Origin of the sequence: Pelosinus baikalensis (assembly GCF_020819555.1) — a bacterium.
Classification (GTDB): Bacteria; Bacillota; Negativicutes; order DSM-13327; family DSM-13327; genus Pelosinus; species Pelosinus baikalensis.
The window spans coordinates 85,933-110,894 of the sequence record NZ_JAJHJB010000015.1; the positions used below are offsets into that span (position 1 = coordinate 85,933).

Annotated in this window: 29 protein-coding genes and 1 pseudogene; 2 read left to right on the forward strand and 28 right to left on the reverse strand. The window is 37.3% G+C overall.

What is annotated here, in order from left to right; genetic code table 11:
- Positions 1 to 142 precede the first annotated feature (142 nt).
- Complete coding sequence (locus LMF89_RS12285) at positions 143 to 1,375, forward strand: hydrogenase small subunit (RefSeq protein ID WP_229535331.1); 1,233 nt, start codon at positions 143 to 145, stop codon at positions 1,373 to 1,375.
- An 8-nt stretch (positions 1,376 to 1,383) separates the two neighbouring features.
- Positions 1,384 to 2,781: a nickel-dependent hydrogenase large subunit gene (locus LMF89_RS12290; RefSeq protein ID WP_229535332.1), complete on the forward strand. Its 1,398-nt coding sequence runs from the start codon at positions 1,384 to 1,386 to the stop codon at positions 2,779 to 2,781.
- A 65-nt stretch (positions 2,782 to 2,846) separates the two neighbouring features.
- On the opposite strand, the gene LMF89_RS12295 is transcribed toward LMF89_RS12290, so the two are convergent.
- From LMF89_RS12295 to LMF89_RS12420, 28 genes and pseudogenes are all read right to left on the reverse strand, one after another.
- Entirely contained in the window at positions 2,847 to 3,467 is a 621-nt protein-coding gene (locus LMF89_RS12295; protein ID WP_229535333.1) for a cytochrome b/b6 domain-containing protein, read from the reverse strand.
- A 148-nt stretch (positions 3,468 to 3,615) separates the two neighbouring features.
- Positions 3,616 to 4,155 carry a hypothetical protein gene (locus LMF89_RS12300; protein ID WP_229535334.1) on the reverse strand — a complete coding sequence of 180 codons (540 nt, stop codon included), beginning with the start codon at positions 4,153 to 4,155 and terminating at the stop codon, positions 3,616 to 3,618.
- Positions 4,156 to 4,388: 233 nt separating this feature from the next.
- Positions 4,389 to 6,020, reverse strand: coding sequence for a hypothetical protein (locus tag LMF89_RS12305; protein ID WP_229535335.1), 1,632 nt, complete (start codon positions 6,018 to 6,020; stop codon positions 4,389 to 4,391).
- Between the two features lie 26 nt (positions 6,021 to 6,046).
- Positions 6,047 to 6,316, reverse strand: a complete 270-nt coding sequence (locus LMF89_RS12310; RefSeq protein WP_229535336.1) for a hypothetical protein — start codon at positions 6,314 to 6,316, stop codon at positions 6,047 to 6,049.
- Positions 6,313 to 6,639: an ArsR/SmtB family transcription factor gene (locus LMF89_RS12315; protein WP_229535337.1), complete on the reverse strand. Its 327-nt coding sequence runs from the start codon at positions 6,637 to 6,639 to the stop codon at positions 6,313 to 6,315. The genes LMF89_RS12310 and LMF89_RS12315 overlap by 4 nt, the downstream gene beginning before the upstream one ends.
- 417 nt (positions 6,640 to 7,056) lie before the next feature.
- A complete protein-coding gene (locus tag LMF89_RS12320; protein WP_229535338.1) occupies positions 7,057 to 7,542 on the reverse strand; it encodes a VOC family protein in 486 nt (161 codons plus the stop codon).
- A gap of 15 nt (positions 7,543 to 7,557) precedes the next feature.
- Positions 7,558 to 7,959 (reverse strand): VOC family protein, encoded by a 402-nt coding sequence (locus LMF89_RS12325; protein WP_007957880.1) that lies wholly within the window; start codon positions 7,957 to 7,959, stop codon positions 7,558 to 7,560.
- A gap of 130 nt (positions 7,960 to 8,089) precedes the next feature.
- The gene (locus tag LMF89_RS12330; protein WP_229535339.1) at positions 8,090 to 8,914 is read right to left on the reverse strand and encodes a helix-turn-helix domain-containing protein; all 825 of its coding nucleotides are present in this window, start codon (positions 8,912 to 8,914) and stop codon (positions 8,090 to 8,092) included.
- Positions 8,915 to 9,415: 501 nt separating this feature from the next.
- Positions 9,416 to 9,901: a VOC family protein gene (locus tag LMF89_RS12335; protein WP_229535340.1), complete on the reverse strand. Its 486-nt coding sequence runs from the start codon at positions 9,899 to 9,901 to the stop codon at positions 9,416 to 9,418.
- A 69-nt stretch (positions 9,902 to 9,970) separates the two neighbouring features.
- Entirely contained in the window at positions 9,971 to 10,381 is a 411-nt protein-coding gene (locus tag LMF89_RS12340; RefSeq protein ID WP_229535341.1) for a hypothetical protein, read from the reverse strand.
- Between the two features lie 245 nt (positions 10,382 to 10,626).
- Positions 10,627 to 11,433: an alpha/beta fold hydrolase gene (locus tag LMF89_RS12345; RefSeq protein WP_229535342.1), complete on the reverse strand. Its 807-nt coding sequence runs from the start codon at positions 11,431 to 11,433 to the stop codon at positions 10,627 to 10,629.
- A 62-nt stretch (positions 11,434 to 11,495) separates the two neighbouring features.
- On the reverse strand, positions 11,496 to 11,924 hold the full coding sequence (locus LMF89_RS12350) for a MarR family winged helix-turn-helix transcriptional regulator (RefSeq protein ID WP_229535343.1): 429 nt from the start codon (positions 11,922 to 11,924) through the stop codon (positions 11,496 to 11,498).
- Between the two features lie 142 nt (positions 11,925 to 12,066).
- Positions 12,067 to 12,267 carry a small, acid-soluble spore protein, alpha/beta type gene (locus LMF89_RS12355; RefSeq protein ID WP_229535344.1) on the reverse strand — a complete coding sequence of 67 codons (201 nt, stop codon included), beginning with the start codon at positions 12,265 to 12,267 and terminating at the stop codon, positions 12,067 to 12,069.
- A gap of 336 nt (positions 12,268 to 12,603) precedes the next feature.
- Positions 12,604 to 13,491, reverse strand: coding sequence for a PHP domain-containing protein (locus LMF89_RS12360; RefSeq protein ID WP_229535345.1), 888 nt, complete (start codon positions 13,489 to 13,491; stop codon positions 12,604 to 12,606).
- Between the two features lie 135 nt (positions 13,492 to 13,626).
- On the reverse strand, positions 13,627 to 14,850 hold the full coding sequence (locus LMF89_RS12365) for an MFS transporter (protein ID WP_229535346.1): 1,224 nt from the start codon (positions 14,848 to 14,850) through the stop codon (positions 13,627 to 13,629).
- Between the two features lie 56 nt (positions 14,851 to 14,906).
- On the reverse strand, positions 14,907 to 15,938 hold the full coding sequence (locus tag LMF89_RS12370) for an ROK family protein (protein WP_229535347.1): 1,032 nt from the start codon (positions 15,936 to 15,938) through the stop codon (positions 14,907 to 14,909).
- Between the two features lie 323 nt (positions 15,939 to 16,261).
- Positions 16,262 to 16,750, reverse strand: a complete 489-nt coding sequence (locus LMF89_RS12375; RefSeq protein ID WP_229535348.1) for a ferritin — start codon at positions 16,748 to 16,750, stop codon at positions 16,262 to 16,264.
- A 106-nt stretch (positions 16,751 to 16,856) separates the two neighbouring features.
- Positions 16,857 to 18,743, reverse strand: a complete 1,887-nt coding sequence (locus LMF89_RS12380; RefSeq protein ID WP_255711272.1) for a thioredoxin domain-containing protein — start codon at positions 18,741 to 18,743, stop codon at positions 16,857 to 16,859.
- 59 nt (positions 18,744 to 18,802) lie between these two features.
- Positions 18,803 to 19,015 carry a DUF255 domain-containing protein gene (locus tag LMF89_RS25790; protein ID WP_255711273.1) on the reverse strand — a complete coding sequence of 71 codons (213 nt, stop codon included), beginning with the start codon at positions 19,013 to 19,015 and terminating at the stop codon, positions 18,803 to 18,805.
- A gap of 111 nt (positions 19,016 to 19,126) precedes the next feature.
- On the reverse strand, positions 19,127 to 19,543 hold the full coding sequence (locus LMF89_RS12385) for a GNAT family N-acetyltransferase (RefSeq protein ID WP_229535349.1): 417 nt from the start codon (positions 19,541 to 19,543) through the stop codon (positions 19,127 to 19,129).
- Positions 19,544 to 19,576: 33 nt separating this feature from the next.
- Positions 19,577 to 19,954 (reverse strand): protein kinase family protein, encoded by a 378-nt coding sequence (locus LMF89_RS12390; RefSeq protein ID WP_229535350.1) that lies wholly within the window; start codon positions 19,952 to 19,954, stop codon positions 19,577 to 19,579.
- A 498-nt stretch (positions 19,955 to 20,452) separates the two neighbouring features.
- Positions 20,453 to 21,325, reverse strand: coding sequence for a GNAT family N-acetyltransferase (locus LMF89_RS12395; RefSeq protein WP_229535351.1), 873 nt, complete (start codon positions 21,323 to 21,325; stop codon positions 20,453 to 20,455).
- Positions 21,326 to 21,503: 178 nt separating this feature from the next.
- A complete protein-coding gene (locus tag LMF89_RS12400; RefSeq protein ID WP_229535352.1) occupies positions 21,504 to 22,004 on the reverse strand; it encodes a hypothetical protein in 501 nt (166 codons plus the stop codon).
- Entirely contained in the window at positions 21,962 to 22,150 is a 189-nt protein-coding gene (locus LMF89_RS12405; protein WP_369412590.1) for a recombinase zinc ribbon domain-containing protein, read from the reverse strand. The genes LMF89_RS12400 and LMF89_RS12405 overlap by 43 nt, the downstream gene beginning before the upstream one ends.
- Positions 22,114 to 22,311, reverse strand: a pseudogene (locus tag LMF89_RS26215) (DUF255 domain-containing protein); the annotation flags it as partial. The gene LMF89_RS12405 and the pseudogene LMF89_RS26215, both read right to left, overlap by 37 nt.
- An 8-nt stretch (positions 22,312 to 22,319) precedes the next feature.
- Entirely contained in the window at positions 22,320 to 23,060 is a 741-nt protein-coding gene (locus LMF89_RS12410; RefSeq protein ID WP_229535353.1) for a class I SAM-dependent methyltransferase, read from the reverse strand.
- 434 nt (positions 23,061 to 23,494) lie between these two features.
- Positions 23,495 to 23,956, reverse strand: a complete 462-nt coding sequence (locus tag LMF89_RS12415; protein WP_500797128.1) for a hypothetical protein — start codon at positions 23,954 to 23,956, stop codon at positions 23,495 to 23,497.
- A 260-nt stretch (positions 23,957 to 24,216) separates the two neighbouring features.
- The gene (locus LMF89_RS12420; RefSeq protein WP_229535354.1) at positions 24,217 to 24,375 is read right to left on the reverse strand and encodes a hypothetical protein; all 159 of its coding nucleotides are present in this window, start codon (positions 24,373 to 24,375) and stop codon (positions 24,217 to 24,219) included.
- Positions 24,376 to 24,962 lie beyond the last annotated feature (587 nt).

The window sequence follows — 24,962 nt, forward strand, 5'->3', positions numbered from 1 at the left end:
CAAATTCACCCTTACCATAGTATTTCGCGTCCTTAACGATACTATTCCGCCAGTAGATATGGATTATTCTCCCACCATTACATAAACTATTGCAAAATTGGCAAAGCTAGACAGAATAATACACCAGGAGGAATAACTCGTTATGCTTTCAAGACGTGAATTTATTCAACTGTGTATGTCAGCAACGGTTGGTATGAGTCTTACAGAATACTTAATTCCCGTCATGCGCAGCACATTTGCGCAAAGTAAAACCGCCAAGGCACCAGTAATCTGGCTGGAACTTGGTTCCTGTACTGGAAACTCCGTATCCTTGGAAAACGCCATAAACCCATCCATGGAACAACTACTGTCGGAAATATTGGATGTACGCTATCATTGGCTGCTGAACGTTGCCCAGGGAGATGATATCACGAAAGCACTAGAAGATACAGTGGAAAAAGAGGCCGGAAATTTTTGGCTCATTGTAGAAGGGTCAGTGATGACAGCAGACAACGGTCGTTATAATGAAATTTTCATGAGGAACGACAAAATGGTGACAGGTATGGAAGCGGTGATGGAGATTGCTGCCAAAGCAAAATATGTAATTTCGGTGGGGGATTGTGCCGCTTTCGGTGGACCTTCAGCAGCCTTTCCCAATCCTGGTGGTGCCAAAGGAGTATGGGAAGTAGTGAAAAGACAGGTCATCAATATTCCCGGCTGCCCTGCCCACCCAGACTGGATGAGTGGCACCTTTACCCATCTTTTGCTCTATGGGGTGCCAGAACTTGATAGTTATAATCGTCCGCTCCTCTTCTTTAGTAAAACCATTCATGATCTATGCGAGCGTCGTCAACAGTTTGAAGATGGGATCTTTGCCGACTTTCCTGGTGGTCCAGGATGTTTGTATAAAGTCGGCTGTAAAGGTCCAGTTACTCATGCTGATTGCCCTTTGCGACAATGGAACCATGGTGTCAACTGGCCAGTCAAAGCTGGCGCTCCCTGTATTGGTTGCGCCAGCCCTCATTTCCCCGATGGCATGATGCCATTCTACAATCATTTACCAGATATTCCGACTTCGTTTGCTACTTTAAACATCAAAAAGATCAGCGCTGGGCTGGTAGCATTCGGTATTGGAGGAGTTGGCACCCACTTTGCCGCGGCAGTACTAAAAAAACGTATTCATAAACACTATATAAAGGGGACAAAGCCCCTTGAAACGCTGCCACCTGAAACACTAGAACAGGCTAAGCAGGAATTGAATGAATTAACAAAGCAAAAAAATGCCTTGCTTTCCATCACTACAAAATCAGATGTCAAGCAAGCCTTGCGCCATCGCAAATGGTGGCGACGTAAATTAGCTGAATTTTTTTATCCTAAAGACAAAGGTGGAGAATAAGGAGAGATATGACAAAAAAAACAATATTTCCAGTTTCAAGGGTACATGAGCCCCTTCGCGTGGACGTAGAAATACAAAATGGTCAGGTCGTGGAAGCAACAGTAGGCGCTACCTTGTTCCGTGGCTTTGAAAATATGATGATCGGACGCGATCCGCGTGATGCTGCACTATTCACACAGCGCATATGCGGAATTTGTTCAACTGCCCATGCGATCTCGGCTGCCCTTGCCCTTCAGCAAGCGTTCGGTGTGCTACCTACACCAAACGGACAGCATCTTATAAATATGATTTTTGCTGGTGATATTATACAAAATCATATTCGCCATTTTTATCTACTGGTTATTTATGATTACGTCAAAGGCCCAAATATGCCTCCCTACTCTCCACGCCGAGAAGGAGATTATCGTTTGCCCCAAAAACTAAATGAGGAATTAATAACCCATACTAAGGAAGGAATGCTAAAGGCAATGCGTGCCCATGAAATGCTAGCAATATTTGGCGCTAAGATTCCGATGCAGCAGACTATTCTTGTTACAGGTGTTACCGAACAAGCAACTGCTGACCGTATCAGTGCTTATGCAAGTATTTTACATGAACTCATGGAATGGGTGGAAAAAGTTTATCTATATGATGTGGCTGTACTGGCCGATTATTATAAAGATTACTATACCATCGGAAGTTCAAAAGGCAATATGATATCCTACGGCATGTTTCCCCAGCCCATAACTGGCAGAAGGGAATATGCATCGGGCGTCATGCTTGCCAAAGGAGAAGTTCAGGCCCTTGATATCAATAAAATCAGCGAAGATATTAAATACAGTTGGTATCAAGGCGATACAATGCAAAGACCACAGGAAGGAACAACAATACCAGACCGAAATAAAGCAGATGCTTACTCATGGGTAAAAGCCCCCCGTTATGCAGGACAAGCCTTTGAAGGCGGTCCACTAGCAAGAGCCTGGCTAAGCGGCAAGTACCAGCGAGGTACGGGCGTAATGGACCGAATCATAACACGCGCTCAGGAAACATTAAAAATATGCCAGTTGGCAGAAGAATGGCTGGCACAACTTTCTCCTGGCGGGCCAACCCATACCCCATATACATCGGTAATGCAGGGCGAAGGCATCGGATTAACAGATGCCATGCGCGGCGGTCTAGGTCATTGGCTGCGAATAAAAGATGGTAAAATTGATCATTATCAAATTATCACGCCAACGACTTGGACCTTCTCCACTCGTGATAATCAAGGACAACGCGGTCCAGTAGAAGAAGCCCTCCTTGGTACACCAGTAGCGAATACAGAGGATTTAGTTGAAGTTGGGCGAGTAATTCGCTCCTTTGATCCCTGTTTTACCTGCGCCGTCCATATGATAGATGCACCTGAAATCCCTACTATGATAATTTAGAATTGGTTTACTAGTCCATTCCACATTTACACTAGTAAATCTTACTATTTCATCATTCATTACTATTAAGGCAGCAAGTCTTTATGCTCATTCTTTGTAGTTTCAGGTTTTACTTCTTTATTAATATATCCCGTAAACATAGCCTGTAAATTGGCTGGGCTTTCCGTAAATACCAGATATAAATGTAAAGGGATAGACGCAGCAAAAAAAATCGCAACGCCAAAATGAAGAATTCGAATGACGTTCAATCCCCCCAACTTCCACTGCAGCCACTGAGAATTTGCGGGAAAGAGCATTATGATTCCAGTTATTGCAGCAATTATTACTGCTAAAAACCATGAGGAAAATACTAGCTTTTGCCCAGGGTTATAACGTCCAAAATTAGGATGACTTTCAGTAATAAAAAAAACATAACGTATAAAACTAGGCACATTCACCCAATCCCGAGGTAAAAATAAAATTTCAGTGATTTTATTCGTATAAAGATAATAATAAATATGGGCTACTAAATTAACAATAATGATAGAACTAAAAAGCGTATGGGTTTTGCGCACCACTTCCATAGGCAGATGCAGCCAACTCCAAGGAGCATTCATGTACAATCCCGTAAACAGCAATATGATTACTGCCAAAAACATAACCCAGTGAAAAATGCGTATGGGCAGCGAATGCAAAAGCAGCTTCATTTTTAATACTCACTTCCTAGCGTTTTCTCTAAATAAAATCAATCTTTTCAACTAGTTCTTTAATAAGCTATTGCTATTAGCGTCACATAAAAATGAATTTCCAGCAAGTCAAGTCTGGCTAGGATCACCCCCTTCCCCTGACACCACTTTAATGCTCATTATCCTCTTGTTTTTCATGGTCTAATGGTTTGGCTGCTTCCGACTGTAAGACTCGCAAATTCTTTTTTCTCTCATAACGAACGAAAATACCTTCTTGCCACATTTGATAAGCATATATTAAAACACCATCGGTAGTAGTAATTAATGCATTTATAAAAGGAGTGATACCTACCTCATGAAAAATCCCTCTACCGCCAAGGAAATAGACATGAAATAAATATATAAATCCAAAGTTTAGCACTAGATCTATTATTATGTATTTCCAAAAATCACCATAGATAAAATGAAAAAGCCAGATAGTAGTGACACAATTTAATCCGAAAATATGATAAGAAGATGTCCTTAAAGGATAAGTTGTTTCTCCATAAATAAACCACCCTAGACTTTCCCCCGTCTCTACAACTAATACACTAGTAAGCGCAGAGAACAGAGCGACAGGCATAAAACGCTTTATCTCTTCTTTATTCATAAAAAACAAAGTAAGCCATGGCAGAAATAGCATAGACCACATTAATATCTGATTATTCACAGTAAGACCTCCTGAGTTTATATTTACTCATGTAGTTTTACCTGATAAGAGTAGATATACACCTATGAATGAGCATAATTCTAACAAACATTTACATTCAGCAAGATATAGGTCGCCTAGGCGGTAAATTAAATAAGATTGACGGTTCACGGTAACTAGGCGAACATCGTTTTTCCCAATGTAGGATGCAAAATTTAAAATAAAAGTGCGAATTCCTGTAGGATAGATATAACCTATTTATATTTAATGCGAATTGTCATTTTGTATTTAGGTACTTGTAATATATCAAAACCGACTACGATTAGTTCCCGGTTATTCTGTAACACCGTATTCGCAAGTTCCAAAGGAATGCCTCCTTTGGAAACTGGAACTGGTTGATTTTGTATAGCCGCCAATTCTTGTATAAGCCATTCTTTAGATATCCAGTTTCCCATGTTTTGCGGTGTTTCGTTCAGCCACCTACTCATTTTCGGTAATAACTCCATACTATCTAAGACTGACGTCTCTTTGGGGTAGATAACGCTAGCAACATTGGATGTATAACTGTCATGAACGGGATCTATCCGGTATAAACGTATGGAGTTGATGTCAGAAAAGTTTTTCAATAATTCAAAGTCATCTTCTTTTATTTCCGAAACGTTATATACTCCCAAATCTGTAATGGTCTGATCATTCTTACCCCATAGCCGCTCTTGTCGCGCTCTTGATAGTACCCCGATATTTCGCAGCATATCTAAAATTTCTCCCGTACCATCTAAATCGGCCTCCAATGCTCCGGAATAATAACTGAAAGCACCCTGATCCGGAATATAGAACTTCTCAAATCTATTCCGCATAATATTTTCCATAATTTCCCTAACACTATCTTTATTTTCAGTCGAAGCATCGCTCCATAAAAAATTCGTTAGAATTCTTAATGCACGGAAGGTAGCTAATGACCAGTCGTGCTGTTCAGCTAAATTTTTAGGCATAGGCATGGAAAGCTTCTGCAATGTATTAGCAAACATCGCCTCTTTATATCGCAGAGGAAACTCGGAATGGCGGTTGTTGCCTTGATCATCTACAAACAGTCTCACAATATGAGAAGTAGCTACTAAATCTCCTGAATCTAATAGTTGTCCAGAACTCCTTAATCTGGGACCCCAAAATCCAGTTTTGCTGTCCTGTTTTTCATAAAACCATTGTAAAAGTGCATGTTTCCACTCAGGAGAGAAATCGTATAAATTAACACGTTCCAAGTCGGAAAAGTAGACTATTTCAAAAGCCAATATATATGGAGTCTTAGGTAATTTGGATGCAATCCAGCCTGCTGTGGACAAATCATCTAAGTAAGTCTCTAATTTTTCTCCTGTATTCATTTGATCTAAGAAGCTTAGCTGATATCTTAGATGAAGTGGCTGACCTAATTCCTTTGCCAATAGTTCAAGGTGGTTCACCATATTAAGCGTAGAACCAACATATGTACAAAGAGGATACGAATCGTCCATAAATGCACCTGTCCTGGGGTTTTGCAATCCTAAATAAAATTCTAATTCCTCTTTTTTATCAGCAAACTTTGGAACCTTAATTAGGCCCTCTCTGTTTTTTAATTGCTTATGAAATTGATTGAGTCGGCTAAATGCTGTTATATATTGACCTTTGTCAATATAGTAGACGATTCCGACCATCTTAAATTCAAATTCCCCCATATAATACCCTTCGGCACGAAGCTCACTATTTAATTGAAACATTTCTGGAATCAATGTTAAACTTTTATAGACAAAACTTCCTGAAACAATTAAAACAATTGATATCATGACCGCTATCACAGTGATTAAATACTTTCGGTTGGTGTTCTTTATGATTACAGATATAGACTTAATCATTTCCCTCCCATATTCCATTTTGTTGTTCACTCAACTTCCCGCAGCATTTTTTCTATACTAGTGATACGTATCCGCAGTTCGAAAAGTTCTTCAAGCATTTTTTGTTGATTTTCATTCATTTTCTGTTGTGTTAAGATTGCTTCCTCCGTCAACTTACGATACGCCTCGTCTCTTGCTATTTCAGCCGTACTCGTAATTCGAATTTGATGCATCTTAAACCATTGCCACGCCAACATCAACATCAGTATCATTCCGGCAACTAAGAAAGTAAATCCATAAATATCAAAGCTTTTCATTCGTTCTCCCCCTCTTCCTCATCAACATCAATAGTAACCTCGCCGAATTCTTTTACATTGATTGGTTTCATCGCTTCCGCAATACTCTCCGGGCTTAAGCAAAGTACAAATGGTGTTACTTCATAATAGTTCATTGCTTTTCCATCCGCCGATAATTCTAGTTTACTTGTTACCAAGCCAGCCTGCTCCAAACGCTTCAAATGCAAATATAGCAATGGTCGACTTATCCTAACCTCACGAGCAAGTTGACTCACATGAATACGCCTGTCGCACAACAATGCTATGATTTGCAAGCGATGCGGATTTGCCAGTGCCTCTAACATTTTAATTAAATCCTCTCTAGAAGGTGATATTGGCTGTAATTTTTTTTTTATTTTCTTCCCCTCCAGTTCCCCATCTAAAGAATCCTCTACTTTTTAAAAAAATAAATCATGCAGGCGCAATCCGAAATAAGCTTTCACCTGTAATAAATATATTACAGGTGAAAGCTTATTGTCAATATTATTTTTTTAACCTATAAACATACTACTAACCCGAAGCCACAAAGAACTTCGGGTCACTTCTATCATGTTGCATTTTGATGAGCTTCATCATTAGCTTTTGCTCCATCTGCAATTGCCTGATCACCACGTTTTATCGCTTCCCGTACCATAGAGCCAACTTCCCCTGTGGTTACATCGCTCCAATGAGATGTATCTGAATAACCTTTTCGGGGTACATAAACTCAATGCGCATCTTGTTTAATTAGCTTCCATTACCATCGTTTGAACAAATTCAACTGGCATTGATGTACGTTTCGCCACTTCAATCATCGTCATCCCTTGGTTTAAGTATCTTTTTATTACTGCAGTCATCGGCTCGCCAAGTTCAACCATATGTTTATCTGGATCATATATCCGAAATACTCGCTGCCCCCAGGGCTGCTCAATCATATCATGCACAAACTCGACTTTTTTAGCTGTCAGCTTTTTATGAATGTCATCGAGATTATCACTTTCAAAATACAATTCAAAACGGCCACTTTTATTACTAGATACCCTCTTAGAAAAAACATTATCCATGATTTTATATGCATACTCTATCTGCCAAATTGAAAATCCACCAACAAATCCAATACATTCTCCATGGTCTATTTCTACCATCTGATTTAGTATATCCTCATAAAATTCACGTGAATCTTTTATATTATGTACTAATAATACAGATGAACAGAACTTTATAGTCATATTGACACTCTCTCCTCATTCTTCAGTACTGGCAGCATCTGCAAAGGTTAATAAAAAACCATTGATATCTTGAATGGCAAACTCTTCAGCGCCATAAAATGTCCTGTGTAAATCAAGCACAATGTTTACCCGCTTCTGTACTTTGTTATACAAGCCTTTGACATCTCTGACTTTTATATAGAAAGTGAGCCCGCCACCCATCGGTACATCTTTTAACACTGGATATTCCCCAATTATATTTTCCCTTTCCTGAAACATAAAACTAACATCGCCGTGTTGTACCATAGCCCAATTAAATACGCCTTCTTGGGGAACTGACATAACTAGCTCAAATCCTAAAATCTCCTGATAGAAGTTCACTGTTTCGTTCACATTATCAACCATCAAATTGGGAGTTAATTGTTTCAATCGAATCATTCCTTTCCACCTATTAATAACCGTTTTGTAGACATAAAACTTCATCAGCCTTAAGCCGATTCCTAAACTTATTTAATCGCATTTTATAATATTTCTTAGTAGCTGTATTGTAAAAATCGGACATAAACCATTATTTAGCTACTTGGGTCGGTGTAATACCAGTAAAAGCTTTAAATTCGCTAATAAAATGAGCTTGATCGTGATATCCACTCTCCACTGCCAGAGAACTCCAATTTACATTATCAGCTAAAATTATATTTCGCAAGGCATTTTGAAATCTAATAATTCTAGTAAACTCCTTCGGGGATAAGCCAATCCACTGCTTGAACAGCCGATTCAACTGCCGCTCACTTACATACTGGCCTTGAGCCATTTTTTTTATTTCCACATTTCCTTTAGCGCTAAAAATATTTGCTAAAGAATTCATAATAACTGCATTTTGTCCCCACTCAACAAAGCTCCTAAGAAAAAATGCATCTAAATACTTAATTTTTTCGTAAAGGCTGTTCTTAGAAAGAAAAATCGCAGCCAATCCCTTTTCGAGATTCTTGGATACATTCTTGAAGTCAACCTTTAAATCTGTGAAATCATCCAAATCATTCCTAAAAAAAGAATATGCTCCTCCAGGATTAAATCGAATGGCATAAATTTGTTTTTTGGAAAAGTCCGGTGAAGTAATAATTGGCTTGGACATCATACCAACAATGAAACAATTATAGTCATTAGTTTGTTTGTCTACTTCAAAAATAATATCTAGGCAACCATCGGGAACAATTATTTCTTGTTTTACACTATCTATACGTTGCTCAAGGCTATACAGCGTCGGGGACACCCAATAACAATTTATAATCTGGCGAAGCTCCTTGCAAGGCTGGTACTCAGAATATAACATTCTATCCTTAGTAAACATAGCGAGGAGCATAGGTTTAAAGTCAATAAATATATTTTGTTTCATAAAATAACTCCACTATATTTTATATCTGTAATTTAAATATAATTACATTTTAAGAAAGGAAAATCCTTCAAATGCGTAATTAGAGCAACATTAAATGATTTTTCTGGTTCCAATTTTGCAAATATGGAACAATGTCATGTTATGCAACAAAAAGAGACACGGAGTTCCAAAGAAGGAACTCCGTGTCATCGTTATAATTATTTAGCATTCTGATGAGCTTCACCATTAGCTTTTGCTTCATCTGTTATTGCTTGTTCACCACGTTTAATTGCCTCACGTACCATGGAACCAACTTCACCTGTAGTAACATCGCTCCAATGTGATGTTTCTGAATAACCTTTTTCCGTTCAAAAATTATTTGTAATGTATTTCTAAGTGTATCACATTTCCGACTTTATTATACACGACCTTTTCCAATTAGCTACTTTAAGCTACTTGAAGTTTGAAAAACCTGTTTCTAAATACCCTTTTCGGGGATATAAACTTAATGTGCTTTTCCGTTTACTTAGTTTCTATTACCATTGTTTGAACAATTTCAAGCGGCATTGACGTACGTTTCGCCACTTCAATCGGTGTCATCCTCTGATTTAAATATCTTTTTATTACTGCAGTCATCGGCTCGCCAAGTTCAACCATATGTTTATCCGGATCATATATCCGAAATACCCGCTGCCCCCATGGCTGCTCAATCATATCATGCACAAACTCGACTTTTTTAGCTGTCAGCTTTTTATGCATATCATCTAGATCATCACTTTCAAAATACAATTCAAAATGGCCATTTTCATTACCAACTGAGCTATTCGAAAACTTCTTAGCCATGATTTCATATGCATGCTCTATCTGCCAAATTGAAAATCCACCGACAAATCCAATACATTCTCCATGGTCTATTTCTACCGTTTGATTTAGTATATCCTCATAGAACTCACGTGAATCTTTTATATTATTTACTAATAATACGGATGTACAAAACTTTACAGTCATATTGTCACTCTCTCCTCATTCTTCAATACTGACATCTTTGATAAAGTTACTGCACTACCAGTAAACGCTTTAATTTCCTAGCCGAGCCTTAACAGCCGCCCAACGTGCAGGTACGACATTTGGCATTGTCCGAAAACCAAGCTGCTGTAAGAACTCTTCAAACGCCGCATTATTTTTATATTCCTGCGAATAATTCAACCGACCGTCACACACAAAAACTTTGCCAATAAATCCGTCTGGAATCTTGTATTTATCATATCGCCGCACACAGACAACAATTGACTTTGCCCAATCAATCTGTTCTTGGGGTATAGCTAGTTTTCTCAACTTCTCGTAAAACCACTTCGCATGAGGAAAAAGCTCACTTCGCGTATTGAGCTGCATTAAAAATTCTTCAAATATACCTGCTGTAATAATACCACATGCTTCATATCCCAATTGCTGGGCTTTAACTTTGATTGTATTTTCCAAGCTTGTCATGTATATCGCCTCCCTTTCTTCTCATAAAATCCACTTGTAATTATCTACACTAAATAACTTTATTTCCAAGAAAAGCATAAAACTCCTACCATAATTAGGAAAACTTTAAAAATAACGCGAATTCCTCAATAAAGACTTCGCGTTATTTTTCATTTAGCCGCTTAATAGCCTCTCTAACCAAGAACCAACTTCTCCCGTTGCACGTCGCTCCAATGAGATGAATTTGAATAACTGTTTTTCTTAAATTACTCTTCTTCAACCCTTGTTATCCATTCATCAACTAAACAATTAAATACTTCTACTTGTTCCAACTGCAAATTATGCCCTGCTTTATCTAATACGGCAAAAGTTGCCCTTGGGTAGTTATCTAATATGTTCCATGCATCTTTGTAGCCAACACTGGCATCTTGCCGACCTAAGAGAAATAGGGTAGGTTTGGTAAATGTCTCGTTTAATGTATCTTCAAAAGAAAACTTTGTCTTAAGCTTTCGTAGAAAACCAAAATCCGCCAAGTTTATACCAGATAAAATTTCATCCCGATATCGCCGCCAAATGCCCGCATTTTGTACAACATGCATCGCATCAAATGCTTTGGCATCCGGTGGGTCCAACTTTGCCAGCAAATCGTCATCTCTTTTTAATACAACATGTGACGGAACATCCTTTTTTTGCTTTCCATCCAAAATCTTCGGACATAATAAAAACAGTCCATCAATCCGATGAGGCATCTTATAAATGATTCCTCTGGATAAATATCCACCATAGGATTCACCTGCAAGTAAAAAATTTTCACCAGGGACGAGCATGTCTATAAAATCCAAAAGAATATCCAGAACAACATCCGAACTGTTCACCCAGTCTTCACCCTTTGTTTTTCCCATACCTGGCAAGTCGATGTATATCCTTTTGTACCCAGCCCTTTTTTCAAAAACAGGTTCCATACATCCCGTCATTAATCTGTGATCTGGGGAGTAGCCATGCAACATAATTACTGCTTTACCATCACCATATACTTCATAATTTACTGCTACATCTTTCACACTACATTTCATTCTTTTCCTCTCCTTCATTGTTAGACATCTAACTATATGGCTAATAAATAATCATTTAAAGATTATTCATCTAGATTTCGATTTATTTTTCCTAATACTGCTTCAATAAATTCAGCTTCTTTGTCTGATAAATCTTTATACACAATAGCATTCAACCTTTCAGAAATCTCCATAAAACTAGGTTTCAATCCTAATCCCTTCTCTGTTAATTCAACAAATGTAACTCGACTATCCTCATTACTTTTTATTTTGGTAACATAACCAAAATCTACAAGCTTATCAATTAATACAGTCACTGTTGGTTTTGTTCTATGTATTTTTTCGGCTAAATCCTTCATAGTATACTTCTCACCATTGAGGAGATTCACCAAAATATCCCCATGAGAAGGAACGATACCATCAATCCCATGAGCTTCAAGTTCTCTGACAATAAGCCTGTGCGTCTTTTCTGTGATTCGGCTCGCAAGAGCAATTACATTTTTGTGTTTCATAACTTTATTTTATTAGATATCTAACGATTGTCAAGTACAGTAATGAAATAACTTCCATCCTGTTTTTACTGCTATGGCAACAATAGCACACAAAAAAAGATAATCCGAAGTCCTTGTTAGAGCTTCGGATCATCTTTTTAAATTATTTAGCGTTTTGATGTATTTCTCCATTAGCCTTAGCTTCTTCCGCCATCACTTGTTCCCCACGTTTTATAGCTTCATGTACCATAGATCCGACTTCACCTGTAGTGACATCGCTCCAATCGTGGTCTTCAACTTTTTCCCCAAAACCAAGATCATGAGCTAATTTATATTTCGATTCTTCTGACATAACTTTTCCCATTACGCCACCTCCAGTAATGATTTTTGGAAGCCTATATATATTATTTGCCGATATATTGAAAGCTATTCATTTCAAAAAAGGTTATTCAGTTACTTCACACTAATGAGGTGTTATATAACTAACTTTGCCCTAATAAATGTTTTCCTGATGCCCGTTTACGGAATTGCACAGGGCTGTCAGCCGATCATCGGCTTCAATTATGCGAAAAAGCAGTATAACAGACCTTTTGGCCAGTGTCATCACAATCATACTGTTTCTAAAAGGGTACGGCCATATTTTGCACAAGAAACCACATCACATGTAGACTTTGTAGTTTCATTCGTGCTACTGCTGTTATTATCTATTCTCTAACTTATCTTTTGGCCTTCTCAGAGGCTCTATCTCAAACTGGCAATTACAAGCACCAATAGTAATTCCAGGCTTGTTTTTACCATGAAAATCACTTCCGCAGGTAATGAAAAGGCTTTCTTTTGCTGCTTTTTTATGAAAAAATTCGATCTGACCGGGAGTGTGGTAATTGCTAAAAACCTCTATACCCATAACCCCTTCTTGAATTATGTCATCAAGCAAATCCATCTTGTTTTTTAAGTTATCACCAGGATGCGCAATAATAGGAATACCATTACTATTTTTCACTAGCTCTATTGCCTCTTTCAGCTGCAAATACTGCAACGGAACATGCGCAATTTTGCCTTGAGCGAAAAAATCCCGATAAAAATTTAGATAGGGCATATCACTCCTTTCGCCACCTTCTAAATATGGTCTCAACATAGGGTTTTTCTTAGCATTTTCTTTGTGAAGCAGGACTTCGCCAATCAATTCGCCACACGGTACTTTACCAGCAGCTTCCTTCAATATTTCATCTTCATCAGCCACAATTCCGGCAGCTCTTAATTTACGAATCATTTTAGGAAAGGCCGCCATCTCCTGATTATATAAGTTTTCTTCCAGATCGATAAATTCTTTTCTCTTCCAGTCAATAAAATAGCCTAATAAATGAAGATTAACGGAATGATACGAGCAATCAATTTCAATACCGGGAATTACGTCTATATTCAACTGATTCCCATAATGAATTGCAGCTTCTATGCCTTTTACACTATTATGATCCGTTATGGCAATCGTGTTCAAACCCTGTCTTTTACTAATGTCCAAAATTTCTTGGACTGCCAATTCACCATCGGCACTATGATTGGAATGAATATGCAAATCAATTTTATTCATCAAAACCACTCCTCTTTGCAAATATCTTACCGTTAGACTCAAGATAACCCACTGGTTTTAGATAAAAGGTTATAATCAGATTTTGATACTCTTTTCCTACCTGAACAAAGTGAATTACAAAATGTTACAGCCGCGTTATGATTTAGCGACAACACGCGAACTGGCTGTCACAATTAGCAGCATTGCGGCGACAATCAAAAAAGCGAAGGAAAGACTCGTTATATGAGCAATAGCACCAATGAGTGCCGGCCCCACCAGAATACCTGAATAACCAAGAGTAGTAACAGCTGATACTGCCAAGTTTGCCGGCATAACTTTCTGTCGGCCTAGTACGGAATACAGTACTGGCACAATATTGGAGGCCCCTAACCCGACTAGCCCAAAACCAATAAGAGAGGCGATCCAAGTTGGAATGAATATAGCAATGGCAATTCCTGAAGCTGCGCAGATTCCCCCGAATATAAGTATCTGTTTTCCTCCAAATTTTTGAACAATACGATCACCACTTAACCTGCCTATCATCATCGTAACTGAAAACAAGGAATAACCAAGTCCCGCTTGAGAAAAATCAACCCCTCTCAGAGAAGTCAAAAATACGGCACTCCAATCCAACATTGATCCTTCTGCAAGAAAAACAATGAAGCATAAAAATCCTATGAAAAGGACAATTCCTTTAGGAAGAACAAACAGCGGTCCATCCTTATCTTCAGTTCCATAGGGCAGCAAGTGCCTTCCGAACGTTAATAAGAGCCCTACAATCACCACTATGACACATAATACCGCTACTAGTGGTGATACACCCATCCAAAGAAGACCACTAACACCACCTGCTCCAACAAAACCACCAACACTCCACAGCCCATGAAATCCAGACATCATTGCTTTACCACTGGCTTTCTCGACAATCACGGCCTGGATATTGACTACCACATCGACAGCACCAATAGCAGCACCGAAGATCAACAGTACAATCACGAGTGCTGGAACGCTTGCGACCATCGCAAGAAATGGTAAAGAAGCACATATAAGTACAGTAGCAGCCCCAATCATTAACCGACAACCAAAGCGCGCAGCAAGTGCACCAGCGATGGGCATCGTAATAATAGATCCTGCCCCCAAACACAGCAAAAGAAGTCCCAGAACACCCTCATCAATACCAAGGCGATCCTTAGCATAGGGAATAAGAGGTGCCCATGCTGAGATCCCAAATCCAGCAATGAAAAATGCTACTCGTGTGGAAATCTGCTGCAACGAACCCGGTACAGGATACTTAGAAAATGAGCAGTCACCTGACTGCCCTTTGGACTCATTTTTAGTCAGGGCACGCTGAACTATAAAGGTCTCATTCATTTTATCCATCTAATTACCTACCTATCATATGAATTAAAATACCTAAGCCTCATTACTAAAATTCCTTACATTCTTTTTTCTACCAGTTGAATATCACAGGTCAGACTTTCTAAAGTAATGGAAACCAAGCCATTAATATAATCACTCTGCATATTCTCTTGTATAATAATCTGTGGCATATGTTCATGAGGTATCAATGTTTCGCAAGCATTAGAAATATCGTCCATCATATCAGCCCTGATTAATCCTCCTGTCACTACAATTGTTTCAGGATTAATCACTGCGATGATAGATGCAATTGTTTTCACCATTAAAGGGAAAACAATATCCGCATTATTGATCTGCATGATTTGCTCTTCTCGTAAATGATCAAAAGGTAAATAGGACACTTCACCTGCAAAGTTCGTATTGCCCCTAATAATATGCCCATCAACAATTATACCTGCCCCGGAACAATTATCCTGGGGGAAAATTACAACCGCAATCGTTTTATCTTCATCATAATTCTGCCTTTTATAGAAGCCATATGAGATGAGATTCATATCATTCTCAACTGTAATTTCCAGATTATATTTAGCCTTTAACCGGGTGGCTAATGGAATATTTACCAGTTCTTTAATATCGCCGGCACCAATTACACCTCTATGTATAATCCCTGGTATACCAATGCCAATAGCCTTGATATTCTCGTAATTGCAAATCAGTTTTTCAATCAGATTATCGATGACTTCATAGTTAATGACTTCTACTTCCACCGAATTTTCCTCAATAATCTCACCTGTTAAATTTGTAACTGCATGAATCGTTTTATAGATTCCGCCTTCATTGCTCACATAAATACAAGCAATATAAGAGTAATTGGCATTATACATAAAACGGCGTGCTGGTCTTCCACCATTAGGCTGCTCTAAATCAGCTTCTATAACCTCTCCACGTTCTAATAGTTCATTTAGAATGTTGCCACAAGTTGCTACACTTAACCCTGTTGCATTTGCTATCGTTAATTTCGTTCCAAATGTCAAAGCCTTCAAAGCAGTTTTGACAAGCTCAACATTGACCTGTTTCACTCTTATCGTATTGTTGATTATTGGAATCATACTGCACCCCTCAATACTTTTTATAATACTTATAAAAAGTATTATCTTTATTAAGATATCATTTCCTTCTATTTTTTGTCAATACTTATATCACAATAAATATCCAGATTCTTGCAGTAACCATATTTATTGTTGATGAATATAGTCTAATCTAAGCAAGAAAATCTAAAGAATTGTATCAATAATATTCAAAAAAAAGGATAACCCGAAGTCAAAAAAACTCCCGGTTACCTGTATTACTATCCACTACGAAAGAAATATTTATCATTGATCAAAATGAAAAAGAATCCATCCCATATTGCGAGATGGATTCTTTCATTCTATTACGCGCGTTTGCCAAGCTCTTTATCAATATAAAGAAGGGAACCGCCTTTATCGCCAACAAATTTCAATCTTTCTAAAACAGAAGAAGCACTTGCTTCTTCTTCTACTTGTTCAGCAATAAACCATTGTAGGAAGATTTGTGCTGCATAATCTTTTTCTTCCAAAGCTACTTCATACAATTTATTAATTAAATTGCTAATATGTATTTCATGGGCCAATACTTTTTCAAATAATTCTACTGGCGTACCATATTCAGCAGCTGGAGCTTCAATAGCTTGCAGTTTAACACTGCCGCCCCGCTCTAATAAATAATCAATTAATTTAAAAGCATGACTATTTTCTTCTTGGTATTGAGCTCTAAGCCAGGTAGCAAAGCCACTAAGATTTTTAGCCTCACTTTCTACAGACATTGCTAAGTAAATATGTGCCGAGTTCATTTCAGCTTGAATTTGATTATTAAATGCATTTTGAAGTTTCGTACTGATCATTTTATATTCCCCTTTCATTTCAAAACAATTACATCTTTTATGAGGTTAATTTTAACATATTTCTCAGCTCTTATCAATAACTTTTTTTATTTATTGATAATTATTATTAATTAATCTTATTATACTCTTTCATGAGCAGATTGCGCAATTTTTCAACATTAGTAATTGGTGGCTGACAGGCAAAATTCTTACAGATATAAGCAGTAGCCTTATGATCTATTTCTTTGTATTCCATATTTTCCCGGGAGTGTTTATCATAAAATCGCATTGCTGCAGAAGGCAAGAAACAATTGTTAATTACATCGAACATAGCCTTCGTATCAGCAGCCTCTTTATCACCAACAATTACAATCTTGGTGTTATCAGCTAAGTAGTAATCTACAGCCATCATAAAGTAAGTATAACCCGCTGCATATCGGCTGACTTCTCCAGCAAAATTTCCTAACAATCGCTCTGCTGTATCGCTGAAACTCCTATCCTCTGTCATATCAGCTAATTTTTGCAATGCTAAGGCCGCAACAGAATTACCAGAAGGAATTGCACCATCATAGATTTCTTTGGGACGCACAATCAACTCTTCACCATCATTGCCATAAAAATAAAATCCGCCCTCAGTACGATCCCCAAATAATTCTCCCATATCCTTCGCTAATATAACAGCCTGCTGCAAGTAGTAATCATTGCAGGTTGTCTCATATGCTTCAATAAGAGCCATAAGTAAGAATGCATAATCATCAAGATATGCCAGATGGGCTGCTTCTCCTTCTCGATAGCGTGCTAACAGACGCCCGTTTGACCCCATGAGTTTTTCATAAATAAACGCTATCCCTTGTTCCGCCACTTTAGCATACTTACTTTGTTTCAGTACCCGTGCTGCTTTAGCAAATGCAGCAATCATCAACCCATTCCAAGCTGTAAGGATCTTATCATCTTTATAGGGATGTATGCGTGCTTCTCGCACCTGATACAGTTTTTCCCGCCCTTTTTTTAGCACCTCAGACAAATTCTCTACCGTTTTATTGGCAACTCTAGCATACTCTTCTAGATTGCGCCCAATAAGATGTAAAATACTTGTCCCATGTTCAAAATTTCCCTGAGAAGATATATGATAAAAATCAGCAAAAAGAGTTCCTTCTTCTTCCCCAAGGATCTCTAATACCTGCTTTCTGGTAAAAATATAGAATTTGCCTTCCACCCCTTCGGAATCCGCATCTTCCGCCGAGTAAAATCCACCATTTTTGTCCATCATATCTCGCATCACATAGGTTAAAATGTCTTCAGCGATTCTAGCAAATTCCTGATTACCAGTACACTGATAGGCTTCCAGATAGCTAGTACACAACAAAGCATTATCATATAACATCTTTTCAAAGTGAGGCACTAGCCACTTCTGGTCGGTAGAATATCTAGCAAAGCCATACCCTAAGTGATCATAAATCCCTCCTTGCCACATAGACATAAGAGTTTTCTCTACCATGGCAAGTGCCTTTGGTTCTTTAAAATGCTGCCAATACCTTAGTAAAAAAGTTATCTTATGAGGCGTAGGGAATTTAGGCGCAGAGCCAAAACCGCCATACTGGGGATCATAGCTATTTTCTAATTCCAAGTATGCTTGCTTTAACAAATCCTCTCCGATTTGACCTTCTCCACTTGGCGGCTTTGGTCGCTGCAGGATATTGACAATTTCATTACCAGCCTTTAGGATTTCACTCCGATTCTTTTCCCAATGCTGATGTAGTGTTGTTAAAAGCTCTAATAGCCCCATCCTACCCATCTTTCTATGTTTAGGAAAATAAGTTCCAGCAAAAAAGGGCTTTTTATCAGGAGCCATAATAATCGTCAACGGCCAGCCACCTTGCCCTGTGAGAGCCTGGCATACAGACATATAGATTCCATCCACATCCGGTCTTTCTTCCCGATCAACCTTAATGGCAATAAAATGCTGATTCAACACATCTGCTATTTCTTGATCTTCAAAACACTCTCTTTCCATGACGTGACACCAATGGCATGTAAATTAATGTAACATCCTATCATTTATTTTAAGCACAGCTAAGAATAGCCTACGGACAAAAATACAGGCCGATTCTCACGCTGTGCTTTCTGAAACGCTTCTGCTCCCCATGGATACCAGTCTACTGGATTATTGGCATGTTGCAGTAGGTATGGAGATTTTTCGTGAATTAAGCGGTTGGGTTTATTAGTATTTTGGCTGTGGATGTCGTGATTTTTGGTTTTGGGGTCGAAGTAGGTTTTATTTTCCATGAATAACGCCTCCTAAATTTTATATGGTTAGGTTATCCATTATTATGAAGATATACGCATTAAAACCTGCATAGAAATAGTATCCATGCAGGCTATTGTTAAACATTTTGGCTATTTACTAAAATAGTCCTCATTTAAAATTGACATAATATATGTATCTCGAAATTCATCACCATAGTTATACTTTCGCAAAATCCCTTCTGTAATAAATCCAGCTTTGTGTAAAACTTTAGCACTTGCCTCATTTTCAGTTGCTGCTGTAGCTTCTATTCTATGCAAGTCCATTATTTCAAATCCAAACTTTACTACAGCTCGTAATGCTTCTGTCATATATCCGTTATTCCAATGCTCCTTCGCCAATGAATATGCAACTTCTGCCATAGACTGACGAATAAACCTACATATCTCAAATCGTCCAATTAGTTCATTGCTTTCTTTAAGCGCAATACCCCAACAAATTGTAGGACGTAATATCAGTCTTTTTGCTTCAATAATCGGAAAGGTCTTAAATGCATCTTTAAATGCCATTGACTCACCTCCATCTCTGCATTAAGAGCTATATTATGTTATTGTCTTAAATATCTTATCTAGGTTAAACCAGTTGGCAGTCAACCAAACCATTTCTTCTGCAAATCTTTTTGGTGGACCATCTTTAATCTGATCATCTCCTACAAGCCACCAAAAACTTTCCAAACAATATAGTAGTTTCATAGAACCGATCACATCTTTTACTGAAAGATTACTAAGTTTGTTATATCCACTGATAAAATTTTTAATAATATCCAATCTCATACAATTATCATCTAAAGCAAATGAAAGTAGCGCTCTAGCTATATCTAATTCCTTATAAGTTACTTGTAATCTGTCAAAATCTAAAATTGCAGATACGTTGTCTGAAAAAAATAAAATGTTATCGCACCATAAATCTGAATGAGTCAAACTCTGTTTGCACTTATTGAAATTACTAATATCAATATTTCTATTATTTTTCGTTGAATATTAATGGCATTTTCCATTTCATCAGAGTGAATAACATTCAATTTGAGCCAATCTCTATCGTCTTCGTTATTTCCTGCAGAATCACGAGTTTTTTATTTTCCACATACTCACTCCCATATCAGTATCTGAGAACTTTGATATCCCCTCCTTTAAATATCACCATTTAATCAGATAAGGTACTACCAAATGTGTACAAATCCAGCAGTATTTTATTCGTTATAACAATCCCTTTTTATACAAAACCTCCAGCGTAATCCCATTATTCTCGATCATATACAATCCTATCAATCAATTATCTATAAGCCGTATTCCAAACAACCTCTTTAAACTCACTTACTTGTACCTGAATCGTATCTAATCTCACCATTGTAACTTGAGATGTCAAAGATAGCTTACATTTCTCTATCTCCGTTTTTTCATAAGCAGCAAGAAGATCTTTTAAGCATGAGATAATAAAGGAAACATTAACTGATTGTGGGCGAAGACATTTTCTTTGCTGCTTAAAACAAATAGCGTAGTATTTTTTTTATTCAATCGCGAGATTTTGTAGTTATAAGCCGACTTTGGCGTAAAACCAAACACTACATTTTTAGTGCTTTCTATAGCCATAATGGATAGAATATCACACATATCTTTGTCATTATTGCAGAATATATCAAAGCATAATAAGCTATCATCTTCATATTCCGCAATTACGATTGCATCACACTTTTCAATATAGTAAATATTATTATTCATAAACTGTGAGCAATAAAACATGAGTAAGCCTACATTGTCTATCATTGGTAAGGCTGAGAACGGATTTGATTGCGAATATTTACTTAGCAGCAATTCTCTGTCTTGTGGTAATGACATATCAAGCTTTTTCACAACACCTTGAGTTTTATAAATAGGCATTTCACTCTGATATTCAATTGCCTCAACAAAACCGAACTTAGGATAAAAGTCAAGAACACTATCGTTTGCGAAAAGATAAACTGCATCGCATTTATCTTTCCATTCTTCTAATATTTTATTGATTAACAAGCGAGCCAAACCTTTATTCCTATACTCAATGTCTGTCATAATAGTTCCAAGCTGAATATAAGATTTTCTCTGGTTTTGCCATACTGTATCTATTATATTTACAGAAACATTTGCAACCACATGCTTATTATCCAAAAGAACATGCGGAATATAGCTATTTTCCCAATTTTCAAAATTTAATCCAAATGTTTTTTGGGCCAATTCATTAAAACTGATTCGTATCTGTTCATTATCAGTTATATTAGAATTATAACTATATTCTTTTCCATTGATATTACACTTCATATTATCCCCCCAAAAACTTCTTCTGCAATTGAAAAAATTCGCAAGAAGAGTACTTAAAGAGTTGTACCATGATAATTTATAATATTCCCAAAGAAATACACAACTCCTGCCAAATTCATACAAATTTTAATAGGAGTTTCCTTCTTTTACTTTCAATTCTATAAAATTAACCTAAACTTTATTTATATAAAACTTCCAGCACTATACCATTCTCTTCTCGATCATATACAATCTTATCAATTAACAACCTATATGCCTTATTTGTCTCACTCGAAGTAGAAGCATTATTCCATACCTCTTTAAACTCACTTACTTGCTCCTGAATCGTATCCAACGTCACCATATCCGCATTCACAGCCAATAAATGTCGATAATTCTCGATATCCCTTTGAGCCTCTTGCTTGTTCTTGCTATGAATTGCCATCCGATCTGAAAACCGCTGCTTTGATATTGTCCCATCTTCATATAGCTCAAATAGTTTCTCTATTGCCTGTTCCGTCTGAACTAATTCCTTCTGCCTCATTTCCAATAATGTTCTGGTTTCGCTACACTGGTCATTCGTTGCATCAACCATTTGTAATGTCTGTTCGTCAATCTTGGTGATTGTGCTATACAAAGCATGATAGAAAGCTGCATCTAGTTTTCTCCCCTTTTGGTTGCACTTCGTGCAGTACTCCAATAGGTTTCATTCTTTCCTTTATACCGCTTATATTGCATTGTTCTGCCGCACTTTGCACAGTATAGCAATCCTGACAATGGCATAGCCCACAGACAAAAATACAGGCCGATTCCACGCTGTGCTTTCTGAAACGCTTCTGCTCCCATGGATACCAGTCTACTGGATTATTGGCATGTTGCAGTAAATATGGGGATTTCTCGTAAATTAGACGGTTAGGTTTATTGGTGTTTTGGCTGTGGATGTCGTGATTTTTGGTTTTGGGGTCGTAGTAGGTTTTATATTTGTTTATTCTTCTATCCGATTGAATAAATCAGTTTATATTTTCTGCGCTTTTATAAGAAGAAAAGGTGGTCTTCTTCGTTCCTCTTTCAAATCATCATTTATCATTTCCGCTTCTTTAATTGCTGCTGGCTCTAACACTCTTACAATCTTAAACCCTGTTTCAACTAGAACATTGATAATACTTGATGTTGTTCGGTGATATTTTATTACATCATCAATAAACCAGTTTTGCTTTCTAATACCTTCATCATTATAGTTATCCAATATCCAATGCATCTTTTTGCCGTTTTCGTCTTTCACCCAGCCGTTTGGAACCTTTTTAGCAGTTGCAATGGGGTGTTCTTGTGAAAAAATCAAAAATCCATTATTTTTTAGACAATGATAACTTCTTTCAAGAACGTTTTTTAAGTCAGCAACGTAATGAAATGCTAACGAACTAAGCACTAAATCAAATTTTTCCTTAGGAAAATTTATATCTTCAATAGGAAGGCGTACATATTCTATTTTATCATGCTGATAAAGCTGCCTTGCCCTAGCAATCATTTTTTCAGAAATGTCTATGCCTATAACCATCCCAGCTCCTTGAGAAACATACCAACTACAGGATTGTCCGAACCCACACCCTAATTCCAAGATTTCCATATGCGTTAAATCCTCGGGCAAGAGTGTTCTAAATGCAGGAATCTCAAGAACGTCATTAAGACCCGTTGAATTTATTCTAAGTTCAACATAAGATTTATAAAAAATCTCATCATCATAGACATTTTGTTTCAAGTTAAATCCCCCTAACTATTACATTTCCCTTAATTATACATTTCCTTTAAAAATAAAAAATCCCTGTCAAATTCATACAAAAATTCAGCAGGAAATTTTCCGTTTGCAATACGTTTCTCCCAAACTAATCTTAAAAATAAATGTTACATGGACATGGCACCACTGTCACTTAAAATACTGTTTACAAGTTTTGAAAAGCCAGCAAATCCAACTGCTACAAGGCTTTGTAGTTTGCTCCATGACATGCCATTGAAAAAGCAAGCTCTCCGCATACAATGAGCCCTTAATTTATCTACCTTTGCGTTGTTTCAATTCACTTCTATAACATGTCATTGAACGATTTAGATCCTAAACCGAGAAATCTCTAATCCTAGAATTTATCTAGCTTAACACCGCATAATTTTCTCATTTAGCCACATTTGCTTGAGACGTATTTAGTTAGTCCTGTTTTTGCAGTTCTTCGTAGAAAGTTCCCATTCTTTATAAAAATTTTTTATGGATTGAAATCGCAGTTCCCTTTCTGGCAAAGTCGCTTTACAAACAAGTTCATATAGTTCTTTTGAACCTTCCCATTTTTCAAACGAACGATCAGCTTCTCCACCAATTAGTCCAAATAACAGTACAGCCATTGTATATACATTTGTTATTGAATCTATAGGTGCCCCGAGAGTATATTCTTCGGGTGATTTAAATCTTTTGGGTCCCCAAAAATTTTCGCCGATATCATTCACGGTAGGTTTCTTCCTGAAAAAATCTATATCACAGATTTGGGTTCTATCATTATTAAAATCATATAGGATACTTCCGTCATAGAAATCAACCGCAACATAATTCTGTTGCTCAACAAACGATAAAAACTGGAAGATTGTATTTATCGATTTCAACCGTTTTTCCAAACTCAACCTTCTGTATTTATAATAGGGTGAGTTTGGATGAGTATATCTATTCCATTTATCAAATGTCCAATGAGCAAACAAACACTTGCCATCAAACCAGTCAAATACAAGTGCTATACCATCTTCTGTATTTATTTTCTCAACAAAGTTTATTACATTTTCATGTCTTAGATCCTGATATACAGTTACCGCTTGATTAAGATTATCTATTGCAGTTTGCGTAGTTCCTTCGTACTCAATTGTTTGCGCTCCAGCATATTTTACAAAATATTTTTCTCGCCATTTTGCACACCAAAGGAAATATTTCCAGAATCTTGCTGATCAAACACGCAGAAAATTTTTCCTAGTTCTTTCAGCCATAAAAAATCTTGTTTCTTTCTTAATTCAAAGGACACATTATCAAGATAATTTGTTACCATATTATTGACCTTCTTTCTTGTGGCCTAATAAAAAAGATTAAAATTTATCATGAAATACAGTAGCAGACTGGAACTGACCAATCAATATGATGTAATCCAGCTCTACCAATAAAGTTCTGTTCATCTTTAGTAAAAATATAGAATGGTAAATCTCTCTTTTCTTTAAATGCTTCAAGAGCAGTAGTTGCTCTTTCTTTACACTCTTCCACACTTGGAATATGTGTAGCCCAAGTTAGCCATTTTTCAAATATACAAAACTCCTGCAGGATTCTTATTAGAATCCTTACAGGAGTTTTTCGCTATTATTGGTATCCATACTTCTTATTTACTACTTGAAAAGAAAAATTTACTTCAAAGAAAGCAACATCCAGCAGGCACACGAGCAAATGTAATTATATTACTTACTGGGGGTAAAGAGAAAGTTGCTCAAGCAGTTACTTTTACGGACATGGCACCAATGCCATGTTAACACTGGATCCAAAGGTTGTCTGCCTTTGCTATTCTACTCAGGACTTAAGAACGATTCGCCCCGTAATCTCTTTCGCATCCATGCGTCGATGCGCCTCTGCCACATCCGCGAGCGGGAG